This window comes from Clostridium sp. UBA4548, assembly GCF_002387895.1.
Lineage (GTDB): Bacteria > Bacillota > Clostridia > Clostridiales > Clostridiaceae > Clostridium_J.
Map to the genome: position 1 here is coordinate 24749 of NZ_DGLI01000001.1, position 23273 is coordinate 48021.

Here is a 23273-nt window from a genome sequence, read left to right on the forward strand (position 1 = left end):
TTAGTTTCTTTCATTTATGTCTTAACTTCTTTGAATTGCGACGTAAAAAAATACCGCATATTCATTTTGAATAGTACGGTATTATCAATAAATTATTAAATTGTATATTGGTTTTGTCATTTAAGAATATTGTATCACAATACGATGTTTATCTTACTTAGTTGTATTTTTAAATCCCAATCTTTTGGCTTTGACTTAGGATTAAACCACTCTCCACCTGAAGCAATCCATTCCAATCTATATTTTTCATTATCATCATAACCAAATTCACATCCACAGCAGTCACAAATATCACGAGATGGCATCTTTCCGTTTTTCAAATAAGGTTCTTCATCTAAGCCATCAAAACCACATACATGACAAATATATTTCTTCATCATTTCACCTCAACTATTACGTAATAAATTACTAAGACGTCCTTTAATAAGATTTAGAACTATTTATATCTATAAAAATGGTTATTTTGATTATATGTAAATCCAAACTTTTTATAGAACTTATCAAGTTCACTAATAGCAATCAAACCAATAATAGCACCTTCTGTACAGTTATTGCTAATATAATCCATAATTTTTTCCATAATCAATGTACCAATTTTCTGTTTTTGATATGATGGATTTACCATTATATCCTGTATATAAAAGACAGTACCTCCATCTCCAATAATTCTTCCAATCCCAACTATACTTCCTTTTTCTTCTACACAAACACAATAAATTGAATTATCTAACCCCTTTTCAATTTTATCATGTTGTAATATGTTCCAACCAATAGAATTTCTTAATTGAATATACTCCTCAACTGTTGGCTTTTTTTCTATTATAGTAAGGTTCTTCATACTATAACACCCCTCATTTAAAATTACTAATATGCATAATTTAATACAATCATGAGTTAATTATAACATATTTTGTAAATACCATACTATTCAATTTTCAAAGAACATTTATGTCACACTTTTATCAAAATACGACTATCTTCTAAGGTTTCGCACTGGAGACGTTCCTTTACCAAGCCAAGTATGGCTAGGTAAAGGAATATACTTTGGCTACTCTGAAAACTTGAACAAAACTTGCTAAAGCTGACTTCAGTACATTATTAGGTGAAGCGCTTATACTATTTTGTATATGAAATATCTCATTTTATAATTAATCTTCTACAGTCTTGAGCTTGTACAACTTTAAATCCTATATTTTTATATAACTTAAGGGCTTTCTCATTACTTGCTAATGCATTTAAGTTCACACCTGCTGCATTTTGCTCTAAACCTCTATTTATTGTAAATTCTAATATTTTTTTACCGTAGCCTTTTCCCTGATATTTGATATTAACAAACAATAAATCTATCTCAGCATTTTTTACCATTGAGGCACCCACAATCTCATTGTTTTCTAAAAAAATATATATGTATTCTTTTTCCTCAAGTGTTGCCTTTCTATTATTTTCAATAGCCTCTTTGCTTGCACTCAAATACCAATTATATGGCTTAATATCATTTTCTCTTCTTAATACTGAGAAAGCTTCACTTTCAAGCCTTATTTTATCCTCGTAATACTTATCTTCATATTTTACTGCGCGAATATTATGTTCATTAAATTTAGCTCCCTCATATGAAAAGCGATATACAGAATACCAATATTCAAATCCAATTTCATTAAATAGCTGTTGCCAGGTGAGATTATCTTTAACATGAGAAACTTCAATAAAATTTATAGACCTCTCTATAAAAAGTTTTTTAGCTTCTTCCCAAAGTTTCAAACCTACTGGTATTATTAGTTCGTCAGTTGCAGCTCCCATTTCAACATAACAATGGCCGCCACCCATTACTAAATGAATAAATCCTTCAATTCCATTATCATCGTATACCAAAATTTTAGATGCAGACTTCAAATTTTCAATTTCTGCTGGCATCGCCTTGTATTCTAATGTATATATTTTTACAATTTCATCAATATCAGATTGTTTATAATCTCTAATCATATTTATTCTCCTTTTTCTTTTATTAAAACACTTCAAATTATGCATAAACATTTCACCTAACACCATAATTACAAATTAAATAACCAAATTATTTAAATGCTCTATATTATTAGAATCAATTATTTTCCACTCACCCAATATGTACTCAATGCTATGAATACCAGTATTTGATGATTTGCATAATTTAGCACTTTTATTTGTCCAGTCTAAGCCATTTATCATGTAATAGATAACCTTAATTACTCCACCATGTGTAACGAGCATTACATTTGGACCAATTTCACCATTAAGTATTTCATCACAAAGCTTTTCATAAGCGTTTTTTATTCTATAATAAAACTCTATTGGACTTTCTCCACCTGGATATCGTTCATCCATCTGTAGTGTATTAAAATAAAGACCTGGGTATTTATGAAGTGCTTCAGTATTCAGCATACCTGCTAATAACCCATTATTAATTTCTCTCCACTCTTCACAGAATTTTACAGGCATATTAAGCTTTGCAGATATTTCATTTACCGTTTCAACTGTTCGGCTTAAATCACTACTAGCTAGTGTATTAATATTATATTTATCTTTATTGTTATATAAATGCTCTGCTAACTTCTTTGATTGATTTACTCCCTCTTTAATTAACCCCAGATTACTCCATCCTCCACGATACTCCTCATAATCCTTACCATGCCTAACCAAATATATAATCATATTTTATGCCTCCTTATGTGGATTTCTGTTTTCACGATATGTTACATCTATGACTTAACTCATAAGAAAAGTGCACCATACTTACCACTTCATTCCACGAATTTCTAGTGTACTTCCTTTAACTTTTATTTTTAATACCGCGTTATTCAATTTTCAAAGAACATTACTCGTTTTATCAATTTCTATAGTTACGTCACGTTTTTATCAAACAGCAAAATTTAACCCTTTATTTAATACTTAAATGTTAACTAAATTTCAACTTCCCGAGTCATATAAGCCTTTTCAGGTAAACCCAAAAACCCTAACTTATTGTAAAATATTTCTGCATTATTCCCTACTGTAACATTCAACCTTATTGCAGGATAGTTTCTATATAATAAATTTAATGTTCTTTGAATCATCTTTGCCCCTAGACCTCTTCTTTGAAATTCAGGATGCACAACAAAATCAAGTATATAGGGTAACTCATTAATAAATCCAACCATACATGCACCAATTAACTTGTTTGTTTTGGTATCTAAAATTAATGTAGACCATTCATTTGTGACATCCATCGCTTGCGCGTGCTTAAAATAACCTTGAACGTTTGAAACTTGAAAATCATAGGATTGGGATGCAATATATTGCAGTTCATTAGTACCATATGTATCAAAATAAAGTTTTGCCATGGCTTCGGTATACTCAATTTTAGGAGCTATAATTTTATATCGCTCCTCCCATATAACGTTAAACTCGCTAGTAGCACATACCATAAGCCTCTCTGTTCTCTGCATTTGATAACCATTAATTGTATAATACTCCATTAACCTTGAATCAGAATCAGGAATTACAATATCTTTGCTTTTGTCTGACATTGAACTAACATACAAAGTTAATACCTCAATTAGTTCCTTATTATCATTAAAAGGTGGTATAGTAAATATACACTTTAGCATATTCGGTTTGATGAGTGCTCCACCTACTCTTTTACCATCTCTTTCTACCCAATAACAAAAATCTAAATTCTTGTAACGTTCTATATCGCTTTGAAAGCTTAATGACATCCATTCATTAAAATTGCTTAATCTATAAATGGCATGATATTTTGACCATTCTTCTGGGTTAGCCCGATTAATTTTATAGCTATCTAAGTGCCCCAAACTCTCTCCCCCTCTCAATTATTAGCCCCCCTATTTAGTTCATTTCTAATTAATCCCATTCTACCATATAATTACTGTAATAATATACCTGATAACTCTATTTATTGGAAAAAAACAAAAATAAAGACAATTTATGGCGAATGCTTTAATATTATTAAAGCTTTACCTATAAATTGTCTTCTTATGATTATATAACTGAACTAGTTAAAAGCCTCTCTTAACTTTTATACAGCTAATAAAATTTCTTTTAAATTATTTTCTGTTTTAAGATTTTTCTTAATAGTGGTAAATTTGAAAAATCTTATTTATTATTTACCCTTTAAGACCCTTGGCTTGTCGCTCCATATTTTCTATGACAACATCATGAATATCCCCTAATGAAGCACAATATTCAAGAACTTCCCATGGAGTATTAGTGTGGAAATGTATTTTTATCAGCTCTTCATCCCCAACTACAAGCAAACAATCACCTTCAAAATTTTTCGAAATATAATCATTTATTGCATCTTCTGAAAGATTTTCACCTTCAATTAATAGCTGTGTATCAAATTTGTACTCAATCATAGCTAGACTCCTTTTCTATCTTCCAAATTTCTATATATATTTGTTAAGTAAAGTATAATTTATAGTAATTTATAACTTTCTCTTAATTTATAAAAAGTATAACATATTTACTTCTTTATTATAGTATTCCTCAAATATAATAAAGATAACTCTTACTCTCTAATAGCATACATTCAAACTATTTACTGCTTGAAAATTTATATTCAATAATTTTTCCACAATACTCATAACCAATACTTTTATATACTTTATTTGGAGCTGCTTTTCTACAATCAGCGTACAATACTGGCGTAAAGCCTTCCCTCAGCAAATCCTCTGTAATTCTATACATTAGAAATTTTGCATATCCTTTATTACGATGATTTCTGTCAGTAAAAACACCATCTGTCATGGCAATGCTCCCATATTTATGTACAGATGCCATGGCAACGAGGTTTTCCTCTTCATTTCTCCAAACATGAAAATCAGGTTTAGTGAGCTTTCGTTGTGCTGACTTTTTAGCTTGTTCAGGTGTAAGAAGTCCAAAGCCAAGATCTTCCCAATTGCTTCTAGAAAACATAGTGAGAGATTCTAAGTCCTTCTCACTGGCTTTTGATAAACAACCAGAAACCAATTCAGGCTTTATAAGCTTATGACAAACATATGAATTTTTAGGAACACTTGTCTTAAAAGGAACTCCTGAAATTCTTGAAACCTCTTCAAGTATTGACTCAAGATATTTTTCTTCTCCGTCTATATTAGGATTAGGATTAAGTACAAGTTTCTCACATATAATTTTCACAACCGCATCCTTTTCATCACCAGATAAATTATCTTTAATATAAATCCATAAAGGTGATGTTAGACGTTGTTGCCCAATAACTATATTTTTATCATTTGTTACAATAAAGGAATCCTTAATTGTACCTATGGCATATAACATGCTAAAACGGATTAATTCCTGTTCAGTCATTAACTGCTTAAAATAGTTTTCTTGAGTTACTATATTTCTCATTCCAAAATCCCCTAACTAGATTTTTTTAAAACTCTATCATCTTCTTATTTCTTACATCACAAGGAATTACTTTTGACTCTATGATATCCCAATATCCATTCATTCTTAGCTTTTTGTAATGCCATTAAATTTGAATTAATGCTAATTACTAACTTACCCTACTCATTTAATAAACATAAGCTGCTTTCCTACTGGATCTTGCTGATATTATTTTCTTTACAAACATGCCATTAAAACAATTATCATAAAAAGCTACTTAGGGTTTCAATTAATTTATGCTATTATATTTAAATTATATTTTTATCTCATAACAATCATTAGCTGTTAATGTTGTGAATCCTGAATGCTCATATAACAATAGAGCATTTTTATTTTCTGTTTCGACACTAAGACTAATTTTATCAATTCCACAACTTAATAAATAATCAATTGTTTTTGTTAATATTGCTCTTCCAATACCTTTTTTTCTATGGCTCTTAAGAACCGCCAAATCAGCAATACTTCCTTCATTATTATGTATCTTTGCAGATACAATTCCTACAATAATATTGTTAACTTTACAAACAAAGTTATTACATTTAGGATTCTTTAAATTTGACTCATTATATGATTTTTCTTCTTCTTCTGTTGTCCCAAAAGCTTCCATACCTATTAAAACAATATCATTTAAATCATTAAGTGAAGCCCTACTTAAGACAATATCAGTATATTCTGAAGAGTCTCCTTTATAGTATTGTTTGTTAAAATTCATTATATATGTTGAATATTGCTCCTTTCCACCTACACACTTAACAAATTCACTAATGCTATATGCTCCTCTTTCATTAATAAATTTTAAACTACCTATATTTAACTCCTTACATTTACATTTTACGCTCTGAAAAAGCTCTGCAAAATTTTCTTTACTTCTATGCTCTGGATGAATTGTACCCCATGCATAGTAAGTTCCTGTATTATACCCTGGAGTTATGCCGAAATATGCAATTACATTTTCTTCATTATAAAATAAAAATTTAGTAATATCTTTTCTTTCTCCATCAAAATAAAATTTTAAATCTGTATTATCTTTTTTATTGCATATGTCAACTAGCTTCTTAATATCATTAAAGTTATTTTCACTTAATCCTTTTTCTGTAACTATTTGGTTTTTGCAATTTATCTTTAACAAACAATATTCCTCCAGTGTTCATTCATCAAATTCACCGACTTCTGGATGATAGTCACCAGTAACCTCTATAATATTTCCATCAGGATCCGTTAATTGAAAGTAATAGTATGGACTAACATTACAAACATACTTAATTTTTGTTATATTACCAGTAATATCTAATTCCTTGACACGATTATATTCTTCTCTTAAATTTTCATCCCAGAAATTTAATACGACCTTACGGGAATTGAGTAAAGTAGAAATTGTCTTCAAATCATCAAAGTACTCTAAATACTCTCCCTTATGTATTACTTTATCTGGATTTTCTGAATCAAAATATCCATTCATAAGAGCTATACATTTTCCCTCAAAATCAAACATTGCAAATCTATCCATGTTTTTCTTGGTAACAGGCATCTGAAGTAACTTCTCATAAAATATAATTGACTTCTGAAAGTCCCTAACTATTAAATAAATAGAACCTAAATGCATTTAATTCCTCCTATTAGTAGAATATTCTAGATTAACTTTCCTTCGTAAAATAATTTTCTTTTGCCATTATATATCTCACCCTAAAGTTCTATAATCATATCTCTTTTAAAAACTCTAATGTTTTCTTATGTAAAAATGGCTGAATCAAAGGATAAGTTAAATTATCTGGCATATGATGAAATAATTTAACTTCACTTACTTCATAATGAAGTTCACTATCTAATGCTTGTACTTCTGCGTAGAATAGCTGTCCAAATGAATCAGTATAATGAATATTTTCATCTGTTTCTACAGAGTAGATGCATATTGGAGTTAATTTAAAATTCGTTGCTCCTGTTTCCTCAAATAATTCCCTTGATGCAGCATCATTAATAGTTTCATTTCCCTCCCTATGTCCCCCTGGGATTTCCCAAGTATTCCTGTCCTTATGCCTTACATAAAGCCATTGTCCATTGAATTTTGTCATTATTACTGCAAATTTTAATTTACTATCTTCTATAGTATTTAATTCATAAAAGTTTACTTTTAACATACACTACATCTCCCATTGCTAAATCAACATATAATCACGCTCTGACATTACTGAACTTTAAATCTAATCATTTAATCAATTATGCAACTTGGAATTTGTCTATTTTACTGGGGGTTTCCATAGCGGTGTATCTATAAATGTAGTCTCTTTTACATTTGGAAGAATATCATATATAGAACAATTTATTTGCTTTTCTATATACTCTTTCATTTCAAATGTTGCATTCCAGCGTTCTACAGTAAATGGAAATGTTCCATAGCGTCTTGTTGTATTAACAAACCGCTTTTCCAACATACAAAAACCTTGAGCATCTGCAATTGAATCACAAACAATCAACAATTTATCGTAGTCATCGTAAGATATATTATTTAAATACTTTCTTACAAATTCACTTTCTTCCTCACTCATATCATTCCCCCCTATTTCCTTATCAAAATCAGTAACTGGAAATGAATGTGTCAAACAAATTCTAGCTGCCTCATCCCAACCCTTTTCCATCATAAATTTATATCCGTCAAAACTATGTCTTCTTGCACTTATTCCATATCTTCTACCTATATCATGAAGAAGTCCTAACACATATGCTTTATCTGGGTTAAGATTACTACATTTTCCAGCAATGATTTGAGCTGCTAATCCTACATTAATGGAATGGTCTACCCATGGTCCTTGGTTTAACTGCCCTGCTATTACTAATTCTCTCTCAGCCATTTCTCTACTTGGAAACATATTACCCTCCTATATTTATAGTCTAATTTATTACTTGTAAGTCTGATGTCTAGTTACTAAAATATATTTATTTTATTTAGATAATCTACTTTCTAGATACCTGTCTTTTGTTAATCCAAAATATATCTCGTCATAATATCTACCATTTGTATAAATATTCTGTTTTAGAATTCCTTCTTGTTCGCACCCAAGTTTTTTATGCATTTTTATAGAGGCTTCATTCCCCTCTAAAACACTTATAGAATACTTATTTAACCGTCTTTCCATAAATGCATATTTCAAAAGCAGTTCTACAGCACTTGTTCCGTAGCCATTTCCACTATATTCCCTAGCAATTTTAAGTCCAATTCCAAAAGTCCCATTTCTGTCATCATCTAATAATATGTTTATCCTTCCAACATGTACTCCTTCTAAGTTTTCGATAGCAAAGAATGTTCTACCATTGCTATTTGAAAAATCTGCAATTCTTTCAGAAGACTTCTTCGAATCAGAGATTACTGGAGGAAGTTCAATCATATAATCTGCTAATCGCCCTGCTATACTGTCAAAATTAGTATAATAATCCCATTCCCAATCATCCTCTTTCCAAGCCCTAAGTCTAATTAAATCATTTTGCCAGTAATAATTATCGTATACTATTTCTCTCATAAAATATCTCCCTCTATCTCTTCTATTTCTTCTATTTTAAAAACTCTAATGTCCTCTTTTGTAAAAATGGCTTAGTTGCTATATTCATAAGTTCACATATATTATTAATAATATACTTTGGCATATATTCATTTATATCCCACCCTTGTCCATTACTTAACCAAACAGAGCTTAGCCCAACATCAATTGCTCCTTTTATATCACACAGTGGGTTGTCTCCAACAAACAATGTGGTTTTACTATTTGAGTTGGCTCTAGATAAAGCAAGATGGAATATTTCAGGGTTAGGCTTTCTAACATTAACTTCTTCAGAAATAATGATAGTTTTCATATACTTTCTTAAATCCAATTTATCAATTTTTCTATTTTGAAAATCGGAATGACCATTTGTTACAATCCCCATTTTTATATTCTCATTCTTAAAAAAATCTAAAACTTTATATACATTAGTCATAGGTTCAGCACATTTTGGAAACTCCTCATTCCAAAAATCAACTAATTCTTTTAAATTAGGTTTATATTTCCACGAAATTCTGCTTTGTAATTCCGTGAACATTTCATCTCGTTGTCTATACCCTTGCCAATCAATTTCAAAAAAAACTTCTTTTATAATTAAATTACTATCATAGTTCAATACATGAGAATATTCCAATTTAAAAAGGTCAACAAACTTACACAATGACTTATTTCTATCGTGTAATGTATCATCTAAGTCAAAAAGTATGGTATCAAAAATCATATGTTTTACACCAATCTTTCTTATCTCTTTTTATTGATTTCCCCCAATTAGGATGCCAAACCTCAACATCAAGATGAACCAGTGGCAAAATTGCTTAAACTACTATTTAGCCTTTTTCTGTGTATTTTTAAGAAAATACATAGCAGGAATTAATCTAAATATGAACTTCATAGTAGTAAAGCCAATAACTAACCATAACTGTAAACTTGAAGGCCATGGCCAGATGATTTGAATTATAACTCTGGACAACCATAAGCATCATGGAACAGAACACTATATCATAATAACTATCACTAATACCATGGCTTTTTAAATATTCAACCACTTATGGTAAAATAAACCTTTAGCTTTATCTAACGTATCAATAATACCCACCTTAAATGCCACTAATGAGTAGATACTACTCGTCATTCATTATTATTCTGATTCCCATTATTCCATTTTGCCCTTGTCCTCATTTTTTTCAAATCAACTAATGCTGAGTATTGATACTTTTTACACCAATTACAAAATATCGACTTAGGTGATAGTATTAGTTTTGTAATCACTGAATTTGGAACACTTACCCATCCCTTATTCGGTATTAAAGAAATGTCCACAAAATCGCCCTTTTGTTTCACCTGATATATTCCTTTAATATGTCCCATTTCTTCAGATGGACTTATAGAAAACTCACCAGCCTGATCTCTCATTACAAATACTGGGTTAAAACTTATTACAACCTTTTTATCTTGTAATAATTCTATTATGGACAAACCTATGCCATTATCTGTTTCAACAAATTTATATTTAATCCCCTGGTCAATATATTGCATCTGTTCATCTAACTCTATTTCTTTCACCTGCATATTAATTGGAATGAATTCTATGATCTGACTTTCCATGGTATATCTAGAATAGTAGCGCATCTGTCCATTCATAGGAATTGGAAATGGAAAAGCATCTAATTTCAAGGTTGTGTCATCAATGCGAACCTCTGCAATAGTATTTTTTCTTCTAATAAAATCAAAGTTATATAGGAAAAATATAGGAAGGCATGATGGTGTTTTACTTCCTAAGCCAATGGGTGCTAATATATTCATGGGAGTACTTTTCTTCTTAGTCTTTTCCTTTATGTATACATGAATCCTTCGTTTTTCTAAATCCTCAAAATCAAAGGAAATTTCTACACATCCATCCACTTTTTCAAAAACAGTATTTTGCATATCCGTTTGTATATGCTTATTTAATCCCTTTTCTGCAACGTCACACTGCTCATTTGGATCAAATTTTAGTGAAATATCGTCATACATATCTACATATCCATCATTTCGATATGCCAATACCCGAAATCCCGTTCCTACTTCATTGCCATTTAGATATTGTAACTCAAGTCCTCTATATATCGAATCTGGATTTTTCTCAAAGTTTATTAAAGCTAATTTTTCCATTGGTGTATACTTTATCCCAAAGGGTAGTATTGTTTTCACTTTCATTCCACACCTACTAAATATTTTAATATTACCTAATCCCATTGCCCTGGAAATCTTAGTTTTTTTAGCTTAGGAAACTTTTGGCTATATTCTTCCACTTCTTCCTTTGGAAGATTTTCAAAAACTTCAGATTCATAGAATTTTCCTTTTATACCTTTCATACTTCCTTCCCATAACTCAATACCCATAAAGGCGTCAAAGTTCCGCCCCTCAGCAGATGTGATATTAAAGTGATCACAGGTTTTAAATCCTATTCGAGGGTAATAGTCTGGTTCTCCAAAAATTATAATACCTTTATAGCCTTTATTTTTAGCTAGGTTCATGGTTTCCCTTAATAGTAGTTCTCCAACCCCACAGCCTTGCCATTTAGGCTCTACGCAAAGAGGTCCAAAAGTTACAACTTCATGTGTATCTTCACCATCAACAACTCTTGCCTTAGAATACATTATATATCCAATTATCTCTCCATCCTTTACTGCTATTCTACTTAACTCTGGTAGAAAATCTTTATCTTGTCTCATTTTATGCACAAGGTAATGCTCGTCACATCCAAGATGATGATTGTTCCAAAATGCATGCTGAGTCATAAGTTCTACCTTGTAACAATCATCCTCAGTTTCCATTCTAATTTCTACTTCTTCACGGCTTAACCTTTTCTTTTTCTTTGGAAACCATCCAAATTCTAATCTTACTTCTTTTCTTTGTAAATCATTGTTTTTGTAGCAGCAAGTGTCCATACCAATAAGTGTAAAACCTTCATGCTGATAAAAGTCTATGGCATTAACATTACAAGATTGTGTTTCTAGTATAATAGCTCTGCGGCGCTGTCTTCTTGCTTGTTCCTTTGCCATCTCAATTAAAGCATGTCCTATTCCTTGCTTTTGATAGTTTTCCGCTACCCAAAGCTCTGTAATTCTTAGCCTATTAGACCATAACTCTTGGTCTGTCTCCATAGCTGCAACTACCTCATCATTTACTAACACTCCCCAAGCATATGCATTTTCCCAATGATCTTCATATAACTTATCTGGATAATTATATTCTTCTGGGGTATGAGTTACTGGCTCTGCAAAGTCTTTCTTTTCTATGTCAATAGCAAAACCTTTGCCTGTTTTATTTACTATAACATCATAATACTTATCTGTAGTGTACCCTATAGGAATTATAGTTCCCTTCCATTTTTCCTTTGGTAAATGTATAATTTCGTACTCCATGATCTTAATCCCCTCATTTCTATATTACTTATTTCTTATTAACATTATTTATCATTTCAACAACTTCAATTGGAAGTTGAATAATTTTTGAAGTTTCCTCTATGGAATAACCCTCAACAAGATAACGCTTTGCTATAACACTCATTGATTCTCCTATTTCTATAATGTGATGGTCAGGGTCATAAATACGGACAACTCGTTGTTGCCATTCATATTTCTTAGGCTCATGTACATATTCTATATTCTTATAAGCCTTCACATTATCTATGAATTTTTCAAAATCATCTACTTCAAAATACAGTTCCATATTATTAGACTTCTCTATAACTGAATTAACAGGCACATTTGTAAGCCATGCAAAATCCTCTTGTATTGCAAATCCACCGCTAAATGTTACATTTCTCCCTAAGTCAAGAACAACTTCTTGATTAAAAAGCTCCTTATAAAATTGCTTAGAAACATTAACATCTTTTACAGATAATAATGCTAATTTAAATTCCATATAAATACCCCCATAATAGAATAGATTAACAAATTGCTCAATTACTTAACTCTTTAATTTTGTAGCTTTTTAGAATTTCATAAGGTTAGTCCACATAATACCATAGTAAATAAATTCCTTATAAATTATATTTTACCATATGGTTAATGTAAAAATACACCTTAAATCTTTTATTATTTGCACAAATCAAAAAATAAAGACAATTCACTTCTAACACTTTAATTTGATTAAAGCTTAGGTGGAAATTGTCTACCCTTAATAAGCAAATTATGAATTAGCTATTTATAATCTCATTTATTATAGGAATTTGTTGTTCAATTCTAGATTTACTTTGCAAAATGTAATTTTTCATCCACTCATTCAAATTTGACAAATCAAAGCTACGATGTATCCCTATATAAACAATGATTTCTCTGAGCTGAAGAAATATAGGTATTTGTTTTAACCAGTACTCATCTATAGAATTTTCTTTAGAATAACCTTTCATAAAGCTTTCCATAAACCGTTGTGCCTGAGCTTGCCTCTCATCTATGCTATCATCTAAGAAGATATAGATAATGTAAAATAATTGGATAGCTATATCTTCTACAAACCAACTATATTGACACTCATCAAAATCAAAAATATTAATCCCTTCATCACTTACTATAAAGTTTCCAACATTAATATCTCCATGAATAATTCCAAATGAATTTGAATCTTTACTGAATTGATTAATTCTATTTACTATAGCCTCATAACTTTCATAGACTTTATATTGATCAACAGGAATAAATTTCTTTATATTTTGTAAATAGTAGTTTTCTGTCCATTCTGGTCTTTGAATTTCTTTTATTGAAGGTATATACCTCTTAGCTAAAAAATGTATTTTCCCTGTTACTCTGCCACATTGCTCAAATAATTCATCATTGCTAATACATTCAGGATATCCAATTTTCTTGCCAATAGCTTTCTCAAATGATGTAACAATAAAGTATGAATCTTTTACATAAATTCTTTCTGTTAATCTATCATGTATAGAACGGATAGGCTTTGAAGCTAATACTCCATTGTTAACTAAGTATAAAATCCAATCTAGTTCACCTCTCACCATTTCCTCTTTTCGATGTGAGCTATGAGTTAATCTTAAAATGTATGATATACCTTGTTTTTTATATTCATAAATAAAATTTTGAAAATCTCCAATTAAGTTTATAGCTAAAATATCTACTCCAAACCTCTTTGCAGCTTCCTTTAACATATCTTCACTTAATAATTCCTTTACTTCCTTCTTCAATTTTTCCACCCCCTGCTGAAATAATTTATACTTACGATATTTATAAATTGATTCATAAATCCTTTAGTAAATAATTTCCTTATAGCTTATACTTTACCATGTGGTTAATGTGAAAAATTGCAACTTACTTATTTAACTAATGTTTAATGTTTTTTCTATCTTAGTTTATCTTTGTCTTTTCTTATATAATTTAGAAATGTAAGAACCAATTATGCCTACAGCTACTCCAATAATAAAACTCTCCATATTAACCCCTCCACATATTACTTTGCCCTATATTATAATCTTGCTTTAACATACTCTTACTTCTAATTATTTGTTTCACTTTCATATTAATTAGAATGATTTCTATACTTTAGTTCTTAAATAAGAAGATTCAGGACTAAAGTAAAATTGTAACAGCACTAAATTTGGATATTGCTTATTAATTTTCCCAATGCAATTAAATTATGTTCCCATGTCAAGTATTCTTTAGCTTCATCATAAGAGCACCATTTATACTCCTCATGTTCCTCAGATAATTTTACTTCAGGTATATTTTCAACTTCAGCTGCAAAACAAAAATCTTGCATATCCATTAATACACTGTTTTTGGGTTCTTTATACTTAAATGTGTACTCTAAATCTCTAATTAACTTGATATTACTTATTCCTGTCTCTTCCCAAACCTCTCTCAGTACAGTTTCTATGGAGTTTTCCCCAGTTTCAACACCACCACATACTGGTTGCCAGTAACTGCTCCTTTCAGGAGTACGTTTTAAAATAAGTACTTTAAAACATGGATTTTTACAAAAGACAAATACTTGCACATTAACTCTTTGAACCACTAAATCATCACCTCAACATTAGAAAATATATTAATTATTTCTTAAAACTTTTTTCTTCTTCAACACTAACTTTTACTTTTTCAAATAAACTTCTCCTCACCAACTTACTATTTTGTATGATTTAAATAAAGTTTAAAAACTTCAATTACGCTAATTTACAAAATTTGTAGCAAGTACTTTCCTTACTAGCTATATTTTACCATGAGGTTAATGTAAAAATATACCTGAAATCTTATACTATTTGCACAAATGAAAAAATAAAGACAATTCACATCTAAGCTTAGATGTGAATTGTCTATAAATTTATTTTAGTCGTTAAATTAGAAAATTCCGAACAAATCACTATATTTATTAATCACTTTTCTTTTTTTCAAATACCAAACTACCAAAAGTAGAACCAAAGGAAATAGCTATAGAACTAAAAAGCTTATCCGCTATCCTTAATTCACCTTTGGTTAGATATATAAGCAAAACAGTCAAACTCCAAATAACAATAAAGCTAATGCTAAATCTCAATATCATTTTTCTTATTATAATCCATTTTAATTTTATAATTTTATAAAATATAGTGATTATAAAGTCAACAACCAATACCAGTAGAATTACTAAGTAACCCTTTCCAAACTTAAAAGCAAAAGGAATTTCTATATTTTTATAAATAATAAATAGCAAAATTGCAGTATATATAACAAATGCAACTGATAAAGCTTTTCTTATGTTATCCCACATAGTTTTTACATTCTCTCCTTAACTGTGATATTCATAATAAACTAATTATGCTCTGTTTTATCATAGATAATCCACTAAAAGTTATAGGTATAAATGTTAGTTTGTAACAAGTAAAAAACTTAACCTATCACTACTTAAGAATATTAATTAGTTCGCTTAATATAACAAGTATGCCTTAATTAATTAGTTGACTTTAAATATAAATTCCTATGATAATTTAGTCATTGCTTCAAAGCTTCTTTTCCATAAGATAAAATTTTCCTTTTCTCCAAATTGCCTGTCCTACTTTCGAGTAACCATTTTTATAATACATTTTTAAGGCAAATGGATTTAGTGAAAAAGCATCCAATCTTATAGTCTCTACACCTTCATTTTTTAACTTCTTTTCAATATGATTTAAAGTTACTGCTCCTATACCCTGATTTTCAAACTTGGGATTTACGCACATTCTATGAATTACTGCATAAGTTGCATTTGGATATTTCCAATTTCCATTAGTATACTCTTCATCACATTCATCATTCACAACATATACACAAGCTAGCTCACTATGAATCTTACCAACATAAAGCTCTTTATTTCTGATGTCATTTTCAATGGTGTATTTATCTGGATATACTTCGTCCCATTGGAATATATTATGTTTGTTCATCTCTTCAATTGCATCATAAAATATGTTAATTATTTCTTGCAAATCTTTTTCTTCCGCAACACTAAATTCTACTTTCACTAATGATTTTCGCCTCTACAAACTCCTGTTCTCAATAACTTAAATAAAGTTAAAATATTAATGTTTTTAAATTATTAATTACTATATCTGGTCTTTCCAAATAGATCTCATGTTCACTATTTTCAGCAATTACTAATCTTCCTTGCTCTGAAAGTCGTGATAACTCAATTTGTAGTTTGCGCCACTGACTTTCATATAAAATTGCCTCTTTCTCTGGAACATTGTATTTTATCCATTCTTTTTCTGCTACCTTATTATCTCTTGCTATTACTATTAAAGGTATATTAGGGAATTCAGTAATACTCCTAATTTCATTACTATCTACATTCCAATTTTGAAATTCCTCTGCAATAGTTTTATGAAGCATGGAACTAGTGAAAAATTCTTCTACAGCTTTCATATCTTCATCACTTATACGATTTTCATAAGCTGAAATTATACCTCTATTCTGTTGCCCTAATTCTTCTTTTGATTTCTTTGAAGAATCAATATTATTCTCTATCATTTTATCTATTGCAATAAGAGAATTCATCACTGGTGTATGAAGCATGTACAATTGTTCGAAATTGAAGGAAGTAGAGTCAAGTAATACAACACCTTTTAATTTATAAGGATACATTTTGGCATAGTGTTGTACACACAGCCCTTCAAAAGAATGTCCCATTAAGATAAATTTATCTCTTATGCCTATGTTTTCTAAAAGACAATTTAATTCTTCTGCAATATTTTTAGTAGTTCTAGGAGTTTTAGGGGCCTGGCTGTTCCCATATCCACATCTATGGTATAAAACAACAGTAAAATCCTCTTTTAAATCTTCCACAATAGAATACCAATCATAAAATGAGCTCCCTATGCCTGTTTCTATAACAAGCATTTTTTTACCATTACCCAAAATTTTATATTCTAAATCTACTTCATTCCGCTCTTTCTTATGAAGTTTTTTCCATATTAGTTCCATATCAATCGATTCCCCCCCCCCTATTTATTACAACACAATTAATTCTTTCATCTACCACCAAATTTATTTAATCATCTCTTTTATTGCATCAATTACTACATGTGGCTTGTCCTTCTGAATATAATGACCACAATCCTCTACAATAATGTGTTTGCTATAATTTGATAAGGTTGCTAAGTCCCTTTGATAGTTTCGCCAAGTTTCTTCTGTAATCACAGAAGATTCTTGCCCCTTATGGTCTGCTGTAAGGACAATTATTGGAATACTCCTCAATGTATCCTTTTTTCTTGTATCTTTCACTTGCTTGCCACTAATTAATAGTCCATCAAAACTTTGTTCTTCATCAATCAATTGTCTTTTAAACAATTCTATTTCTTTTGAAGTACAGCGTTTCACCCTATCCTCAAACTGATTTTCGTGTGAACTATCAACGAATATAATACCTGCCACTTCTTTAGGGTATGTAGCTGCAAATAGCCTTGCATTATACCCTCCAATTGAATGAGCCACTAAGATATAAGGGCCTCTAACCTTGGCTTTATTTAAAACAATGTGTAACTCATGTGCTTGATCTAAGCTAGTTCTTGGCAAGTCATCTGCATCACTATTTCCAAGGCCTAGCCTATCGTAGGAAAATGTACTTGTATGTTTTGAAATTTGATTTTGCACCACCTTCCAATCATCCTGTGTACAACCTAGCCCTGACTCAAATACAACAGTTGGATCCCCAGTTCCACAACAATTCACGCATATATTCAATGGTTTCATTTTATTTATTTCTATAAACATAAAATCCCCCTAACTTCCTTATCCCTGCATCTCTATATTATAATTTTGCTTTTTCTACACAGCTAATCCAATTCAATTAAAACACTTTTATATACCCCTTCGCCAAAACCATAGTTAACTTCAATAGAGCTATTATTTAACCAGTTTAAGCCATAAGCATTACTTGAGAATGGTCTATAATTATCATCAGTAGATTCAACAACCTTTAAATCCTTTACTAGTATTAATCCTTTTCTTTCATAAAAGCTAATAATTCCGCTATTAAAAAAAGTTCCCTCTTTTACGATTAGAGTTTTTGAAGAATTAGGTGAAGGAAAATAAAAGTATCTAGGCTGAGTATTGGTAATTAATGAAAATAATAAACTCATTGTGATAAATGTAATTGCAATAAAATTCATTAGGCTCTTTAAAGTCCTATTTAATCTTGGGTTTATTAACCTCAAGATAGATATGATAATCAAAGCATTTAATATTAAATTAATTGGATTTTGATTAATACTAAAAATTAAAATATATAGAGAAAAAACCTTATTCAAGAATAATAAAGCTCCTTTAATTATTAGTAAAATTAATAAGTTAATCCTTAATCTTTTGTTATTTAAAGACTTCTCCATACTTTTTAGCCTCTCACTTTCCTAGTTTGCTTTACTACTTACATAGAACTTCTTGCTGCTATTACCAATTGAAACAAACTAATCTCTTATCTTCATTCTTTTATTCCTAAGCCTTTGAATCACAGTTATTATCCCTATGACCAATATATATATTAGACTTATCCACCATAGCATTATTATAAATGAATGAAATTTTTGCCACATATGCCCCATTTCATCTGCATATAAAAATTTAAACCCATAATCATCATACCAATTATAGGATAGATTGCTATTAGTGATTTTATAGATGTTGCTTAATAATTGAATATCCTTTGTTCTTACAATAGCCACTGTTGGGTCATTATTAAAAGAAACTTGGATAGTATAAAATTTAAAATATGATAACATAGTAAAAATAATAACAAAAATAGTCGTTATTATTTTTTTTGAATTTACATGCTTTTTACTCATCCTAAGCTCCACCCCTTCAATATTATGCTTTGTACCAAAGTTAAGTATCATTGTTACTGAAATTTTACTTATTAAATATAAACAATTGAAGCCTTGTATGTAACTATTTATACATCCTCTGAATCAATTACTTTATAGCCATTTTGAATCAATGTTTCATCAAATAAGCCTCTACCTTTAATTAGTTTTCCTGAAAAGCTACCATCATAAATTTGATTAACTCCACAAGTTGGACTTCTTGATTGCAGAATTGCTAAATCAATATTCTCATCTTTTATTTTATCTAATGCCACTTTAATACCGTGTTCATACTCTTTATGAACAACTCTACCATTACATTCAGTAACACATCCATTTACTATTTCCGAAGAAGCTCTTGGAATGCTCATTCCTCCTAATATTTCTGGGCAAATTTCAATTATTTCTTTACCCTTTAAGAATTCTACAACTCTTGGATTTAAGTTATTTCCACCATTATACTTACAGTTACATCCTATAATGCATGCACTAACTAATACTTTCATATTTAATACCTCTCCAAATTCCTGTTATCTTCCACTCTGCAAATTGGAACTTTATTTAATTATTTCTAGCAATTCGCTTAGGGATTTAATCTCAATAAAATTCTTCTTATTAATATCACTATTATATTTACGATTTATAAAAACTGGTGTGAATCCAAAATTTTCAGCCCCTAGAACATCTGCTTCAAAGTTATCCCCAACGAAGTATACTTGTCCCTTTTCCACTGTGGTATCAGCTTCTTTAATATCATCAAATACAACTTTAAATAAATCTTTATGTGGCTTCCTTAATTTATAATCTGCGCTAAAATGTATATTAACAAAATACTTTTCTAAATCATATTGATTAATGAACTTTTTCATTACATTCTTTTTAAATATGGTGTTACTTAGTAAATAAATTGGAATTCCTAACAAATTAAGTTGCTCTAAAGTAGAAATAGTGTCATTAAACAGTTCAGTAGCATTCATTTCAATTGCACAATTAAATAAAATTTCTTCTACTGAAAAATTCACTTTAAAACCATATTTATTCTTAAAATCTAAAAGTTCGTCCTCAAATGCCAGTTCTGAATTATCCTCACTTCTTTTATCATAAAGCCCTTTCCAATATGTAGAAGCATAATGTAGAAATTCAACCTTATCAGTATCTTTTGATAAGATATTTTCATGTAAATACAATAAACCCGAATTAAAATCAAATTTAATATCATGAAGTATTGTCTCAAATAAATCAAAGACAATAACTTTTGTTTTTGCCATAAAACCCCTCCTAACCATCAGGTTCTTTTGATAACCATGTTTTATAATTGCCCAATCTCCACCAGTATCATTTTACCATATAATTACTGTAATAATATACCTTAACTTCTAACTACTTATATCTCAAGTGAAAGTATTATGCTCTATATCTAAATATTCTAGGAAAAACTCACAGATATATAACCCCTCTTCCCAGCCCCCTTTGATTTGAAGCTTTTTATAATTCATTAGTACAAATAAGTTATTGATTTTAGGCTTTATAAAACTGTTATCTTAATAATAAAATCTTAGTTGGATAATCTTACCCTTATTATGAAACTCTTGGACAGGGGTTGTTTTAGCTTTTCTCCCATGTTAAGATATGTTCATCAGCAAGGCACCGAAGAAATAAAAGCTACTGATTGCCACAAGGAGTTACACATACCCCCAAGGAAATAAGCAGCAAAATAAAAAATAAGGAGTTGTTGATATATGATAACTAATAAAATATTAGCTTTAATTCTTTCATTATGTACTGCAGGAGGTCCAGCAACAGGCGCAGTTCTTGGAAACGCAGCTGGAACAGTTCCTAATAATGTAGAGTTACCTAAATTCCCAACTACAGCAGTAGTTCAAAAGCAGATTTCTAATCCACAAAATGGTGGACAAACTATAAATTTACCTTTAAATCTTAAAAATTCTTGTGACAGTATAGCACCAATAGAAGTTCAATTACCAAATGAAAATTGTGTAGTTGCTGATGAGGACAATTCAGTAGAAGAAACACCGGTAGCAAATGAAGATGCAGTAGTTGAAACACCAAAAGCAGAAGTACCTGAAGTTGAAGTTCCAGTAATAGAGAATCCTAAAATTGAAACTCCAGTTGTAGAAGAGCCTAAAGTTGAGGCACCAAAGGTAGAAACCCCTGTTAAGGAAGAACCAAAAACAGAAGCTCCAAAGGTTGAAACACCAGCTACAACACCAAGTACTACAGTGCCAAGCGGTGTGCCAGCAAACCCAAATAATAAGAGCTTTAAATACATGGAAGCAGTAGAAAAAGAAATTCTAACTTATGTTAATGAAGAAAGATCAAAAGCAGGTCTTAATCCATTAACTTGGGAAGAGCAAATGAGACCAATTGCTAGATATAAATCTAACAACATGCTTCAATATAACTACTTTGAGCACAATACACCATCACTAAATAATGCTAGCCCAATGGACTTAGCAACTAAATACTTCAAGTATAATACTAATAGTTATGGTGAAAACTTATTCTACAGCCAAGGTTATGCAGAGTCTACAACCACTGCTAAGTACCTTGTAGATCAATGGATGAACTCTCCAGGTCACAGAGCTAACATTTTAAATGGTAGCTGGACAAAGATGTCTGCAGGAGTAGTGTTTAGCAGCCAAGGTAACTGGGTTTATGCTACACAACACTTCTCAACAAAATAATTCCTAGTTGTTTAAACAAATCAAATTTAATAATTAATAAAATTTGATAGGTGAAACCTTCTAATTTTATTATAATAAATAGGAGACAACCAATATTGGTGGTCTCTTTTGTTGTTAATATATAATAAATAATAATAGATGATTAACATAAATTTTTATGAAATACTATCTATCACAATAAAAATTTAATTGTAATCTAAATGTAGTTTATTCAAGTTGCAACTGTCATGTATCCAATTTTGCTTACACCTCTATTTTTATTATATCATATAGTTTCTTAAAGTAAACCCATATTTTTACATAACTTAATTTATAATAAGTTTAAGATTAATGGATCTAATAAGAAGATTGTTCTTCTAATATTGATAACATTTCATTATAATCCTCTAAGGTTAGTAGCACAAAAGTTATTCATTAAACTGTTTTAGCACCCAAGGTAATACCTCATCCAAATTGCTTATTAGTCCATAATGATCTAGATTATTAAATATTTTTAAATTTATATTATTCTTATTTAGCTCTTCTTTTTGAAAATTTAGTTGTTCTAACAATTCACTATTATCATTTGTCCCAGAATAAATAGCTAACTTAGTACGAATATCCACTGGCATAATGCAGGGCCAATTTTCCCATGCTTTATATTGAGCTATCAATATTTCCAAATTTGATTCCTTAATCCACAACTTATCCTCATATGTTAAATCTAGTTCATCTAAGGAATTTGTTCTCTTATGATAATTAAATTTTTCAAACTTATTTATCATCATTGGTGCAACAAATTTAAAAAAATAATCCCCCAAACAACTACCTGCACATACAGCTTTCTTTATTTTACTGCTGTTTTTTAACACCTGATAACCTATTGTTGCCCCATATGACCACCCAAAATAATAGTAGGACTCTATATTGCAATCTTTTAATATATTGTTAAAATCTTCCATTATATTTTCTATTGAATAAAAGCTAGGATCTTCTGATTTATCACTATCACCATATCCTCTTATATCTGGCATTATCAAGAAAAACTTTTCACTTAAATTTTTAACCCAATTAGTGTCATTCCATAACTTCCTATTATAACGGCCTGCACCTCCATGTGCCAATAACAATGCAGGTCCTTTGCCAGCTACACTATAAGCAATCTTTGCTCCGTCACTTGAAATAATATATCTTGTATCCATCTTAGCTTCCCCCTTCATCTATGGAAAATAATCGTTATTCTCTTGATAGAACCATAAAGTGTGGACTCATTCCCCTAATTTGATCCGTTTCATCTCACCAACTTACTCCTTTTAACTTGTAATTTTACTTATA

At 30.0% G+C, this 23273-nt stretch carries 28 protein-coding genes; 1 reads left to right on the forward strand and 27 read right to left on the reverse strand.

Going from position 1 to position 23273, the window contains the following annotated elements; translation table 11 throughout:
• Positions 1-134: 134 nt before the first annotated feature.
• From B3040_RS00125 to B3040_RS00250, 26 genes are all read right to left on the reverse strand, one after another.
• The gene (locus tag B3040_RS00125) at positions 135-377 is read right to left on the reverse strand and encodes a hypothetical protein (protein ID WP_291569237.1); all 243 of its coding nucleotides are present in this window, start codon (positions 375-377) and stop codon (positions 135-137) included.
• Positions 378-436: 59 nt separating this feature from the next.
• Positions 437-838 (reverse strand): GNAT family N-acetyltransferase, encoded by a 402-nt coding sequence (locus tag B3040_RS00130; protein WP_291569238.1) that lies wholly within the window; start codon positions 836-838, stop codon positions 437-439.
• 299 nt (positions 839-1137) lie between these two features.
• Positions 1138-1980, reverse strand: a complete 843-nt coding sequence (locus B3040_RS00135) for a GNAT family N-acetyltransferase (RefSeq protein ID WP_291569239.1) — start codon at positions 1978-1980, stop codon at positions 1138-1140.
• Between the two features lie 75 nt (positions 1981-2055).
• Complete coding sequence (locus B3040_RS00140; protein WP_291569240.1) at positions 2056-2685, reverse strand: histidine phosphatase family protein; 630 nt, start codon at positions 2683-2685, stop codon at positions 2056-2058.
• A 248-nt stretch (positions 2686-2933) separates the two neighbouring features.
• Positions 2934-3824 carry a GNAT family N-acetyltransferase gene (locus B3040_RS00145; protein ID WP_291569241.1) on the reverse strand — a complete coding sequence of 297 codons (891 nt, stop codon included), beginning with the start codon at positions 3822-3824 and terminating at the stop codon, positions 2934-2936.
• A 312-nt stretch (positions 3825-4136) separates the two neighbouring features.
• Positions 4137-4388, reverse strand: a complete 252-nt coding sequence (locus tag B3040_RS00150) for a kinase to dihydroxyacetone kinase (RefSeq protein WP_291569242.1) — start codon at positions 4386-4388, stop codon at positions 4137-4139.
• A 178-nt stretch (positions 4389-4566) separates the two neighbouring features.
• Entirely contained in the window at positions 4567-5382 is an 816-nt protein-coding gene (locus B3040_RS00155) for a GNAT family N-acetyltransferase (RefSeq protein WP_291569243.1), read from the reverse strand.
• A 292-nt stretch (positions 5383-5674) separates the two neighbouring features.
• Positions 5675-6550, reverse strand: coding sequence for a GNAT family N-acetyltransferase (locus B3040_RS00160; protein WP_291569244.1), 876 nt, complete (start codon positions 6548-6550; stop codon positions 5675-5677).
• Between the two features lie 18 nt (positions 6551-6568).
• Positions 6569-7024 carry a VOC family protein gene (locus B3040_RS00165; protein WP_291569245.1) on the reverse strand — a complete coding sequence of 152 codons (456 nt, stop codon included), beginning with the start codon at positions 7022-7024 and terminating at the stop codon, positions 6569-6571.
• A 94-nt stretch (positions 7025-7118) separates the two neighbouring features.
• Entirely contained in the window at positions 7119-7556 is a 438-nt protein-coding gene (locus tag B3040_RS00170) for an NUDIX hydrolase (RefSeq protein ID WP_291569246.1), read from the reverse strand.
• A gap of 99 nt (positions 7557-7655) precedes the next feature.
• A complete protein-coding gene (locus tag B3040_RS00175) occupies positions 7656-8285 on the reverse strand; it encodes an HD domain-containing protein (RefSeq protein ID WP_291569247.1) in 630 nt (209 codons plus the stop codon).
• A gap of 72 nt (positions 8286-8357) precedes the next feature.
• Positions 8358-8933, reverse strand: coding sequence for a GNAT family N-acetyltransferase (locus B3040_RS00180; protein WP_291569248.1), 576 nt, complete (start codon positions 8931-8933; stop codon positions 8358-8360).
• Between the two features lie 31 nt (positions 8934-8964).
• The gene (locus tag B3040_RS00185; RefSeq protein ID WP_291569249.1) at positions 8965-9672 is read right to left on the reverse strand and encodes an HAD family hydrolase; all 708 of its coding nucleotides are present in this window, start codon (positions 9670-9672) and stop codon (positions 8965-8967) included.
• Between the two features lie 407 nt (positions 9673-10079).
• Positions 10080-11147, reverse strand: coding sequence for a hypothetical protein (locus tag B3040_RS00190; protein ID WP_291569250.1), 1068 nt, complete (start codon positions 11145-11147; stop codon positions 10080-10082).
• Positions 11148-11176: 29 nt separating this feature from the next.
• Positions 11177-12358, reverse strand: coding sequence for a GNAT family N-acetyltransferase (locus B3040_RS00195; RefSeq protein ID WP_291569251.1), 1182 nt, complete (start codon positions 12356-12358; stop codon positions 11177-11179).
• 28 nt (positions 12359-12386) lie between these two features.
• The gene (locus B3040_RS00200) at positions 12387-12860 is read right to left on the reverse strand and encodes a glyoxalase/bleomycin resistance/dioxygenase family protein (protein WP_291569252.1); all 474 of its coding nucleotides are present in this window, start codon (positions 12858-12860) and stop codon (positions 12387-12389) included.
• Between the two features lie 274 nt (positions 12861-13134).
• Complete coding sequence (locus B3040_RS00205; protein ID WP_291569253.1) at positions 13135-14145, reverse strand: phosphotransferase enzyme family protein; 1011 nt, start codon at positions 14143-14145, stop codon at positions 13135-13137.
• A gap of 395 nt (positions 14146-14540) precedes the next feature.
• Positions 14541-14963 carry an NUDIX hydrolase gene (locus B3040_RS00210; protein ID WP_291569254.1) on the reverse strand — a complete coding sequence of 141 codons (423 nt, stop codon included), beginning with the start codon at positions 14961-14963 and terminating at the stop codon, positions 14541-14543.
• A gap of 351 nt (positions 14964-15314) precedes the next feature.
• Positions 15315-15692, reverse strand: a complete 378-nt coding sequence (locus B3040_RS00215; RefSeq protein WP_291569255.1) for a hypothetical protein — start codon at positions 15690-15692, stop codon at positions 15315-15317.
• A 229-nt stretch (positions 15693-15921) separates the two neighbouring features.
• Positions 15922-16422, reverse strand: coding sequence for a GNAT family N-acetyltransferase (locus B3040_RS00220; protein WP_291569256.1), 501 nt, complete (start codon positions 16420-16422; stop codon positions 15922-15924).
• A 49-nt stretch (positions 16423-16471) separates the two neighbouring features.
• Complete coding sequence (locus tag B3040_RS00225; protein ID WP_291569257.1) at positions 16472-17380, reverse strand: alpha/beta hydrolase; 909 nt, start codon at positions 17378-17380, stop codon at positions 16472-16474.
• Positions 17381-17443: 63 nt separating this feature from the next.
• The gene (locus B3040_RS00230) at positions 17444-18169 is read right to left on the reverse strand and encodes an alpha/beta fold hydrolase (protein ID WP_291569258.1); all 726 of its coding nucleotides are present in this window, start codon (positions 18167-18169) and stop codon (positions 17444-17446) included.
• A gap of 62 nt (positions 18170-18231) precedes the next feature.
• On the reverse strand, positions 18232-18537 hold the full coding sequence (locus tag B3040_RS00235; protein ID WP_291569259.1) for a hypothetical protein: 306 nt from the start codon (positions 18535-18537) through the stop codon (positions 18232-18234).
• Between the two features lie 324 nt (positions 18538-18861).
• Positions 18862-19236, reverse strand: coding sequence for a hypothetical protein (locus B3040_RS00240; protein ID WP_291569260.1), 375 nt, complete (start codon positions 19234-19236; stop codon positions 18862-18864).
• Between the two features lie 107 nt (positions 19237-19343).
• A complete protein-coding gene (locus B3040_RS00245; RefSeq protein WP_291569261.1) occupies positions 19344-19760 on the reverse strand; it encodes a DUF523 domain-containing protein in 417 nt (138 codons plus the stop codon).
• A gap of 51 nt (positions 19761-19811) precedes the next feature.
• Positions 19812-20522: an HAD family hydrolase gene (locus B3040_RS00250; RefSeq protein ID WP_291569262.1), complete on the reverse strand. Its 711-nt coding sequence runs from the start codon at positions 20520-20522 to the stop codon at positions 19812-19814.
• A 471-nt stretch (positions 20523-20993) separates the two neighbouring features.
• Between B3040_RS00250 and B3040_RS00255 the strand changes: the two genes are divergently transcribed.
• The gene (locus B3040_RS00255; RefSeq protein WP_291569263.1) at positions 20994-21959 is read left to right on the forward strand and encodes a CAP domain-containing protein; all 966 of its coding nucleotides are present in this window, start codon (positions 20994-20996) and stop codon (positions 21957-21959) included.
• Between the two features lie 407 nt (positions 21960-22366).
• Here B3040_RS00255 and B3040_RS00260 read toward each other — a convergent pair whose 3' ends face one another.
• Complete coding sequence (locus B3040_RS00260) at positions 22367-23140, reverse strand: alpha/beta fold hydrolase (RefSeq protein ID WP_291569264.1); 774 nt, start codon at positions 23138-23140, stop codon at positions 22367-22369.
• Positions 23141-23273: the final 133 nt, after the last annotated feature.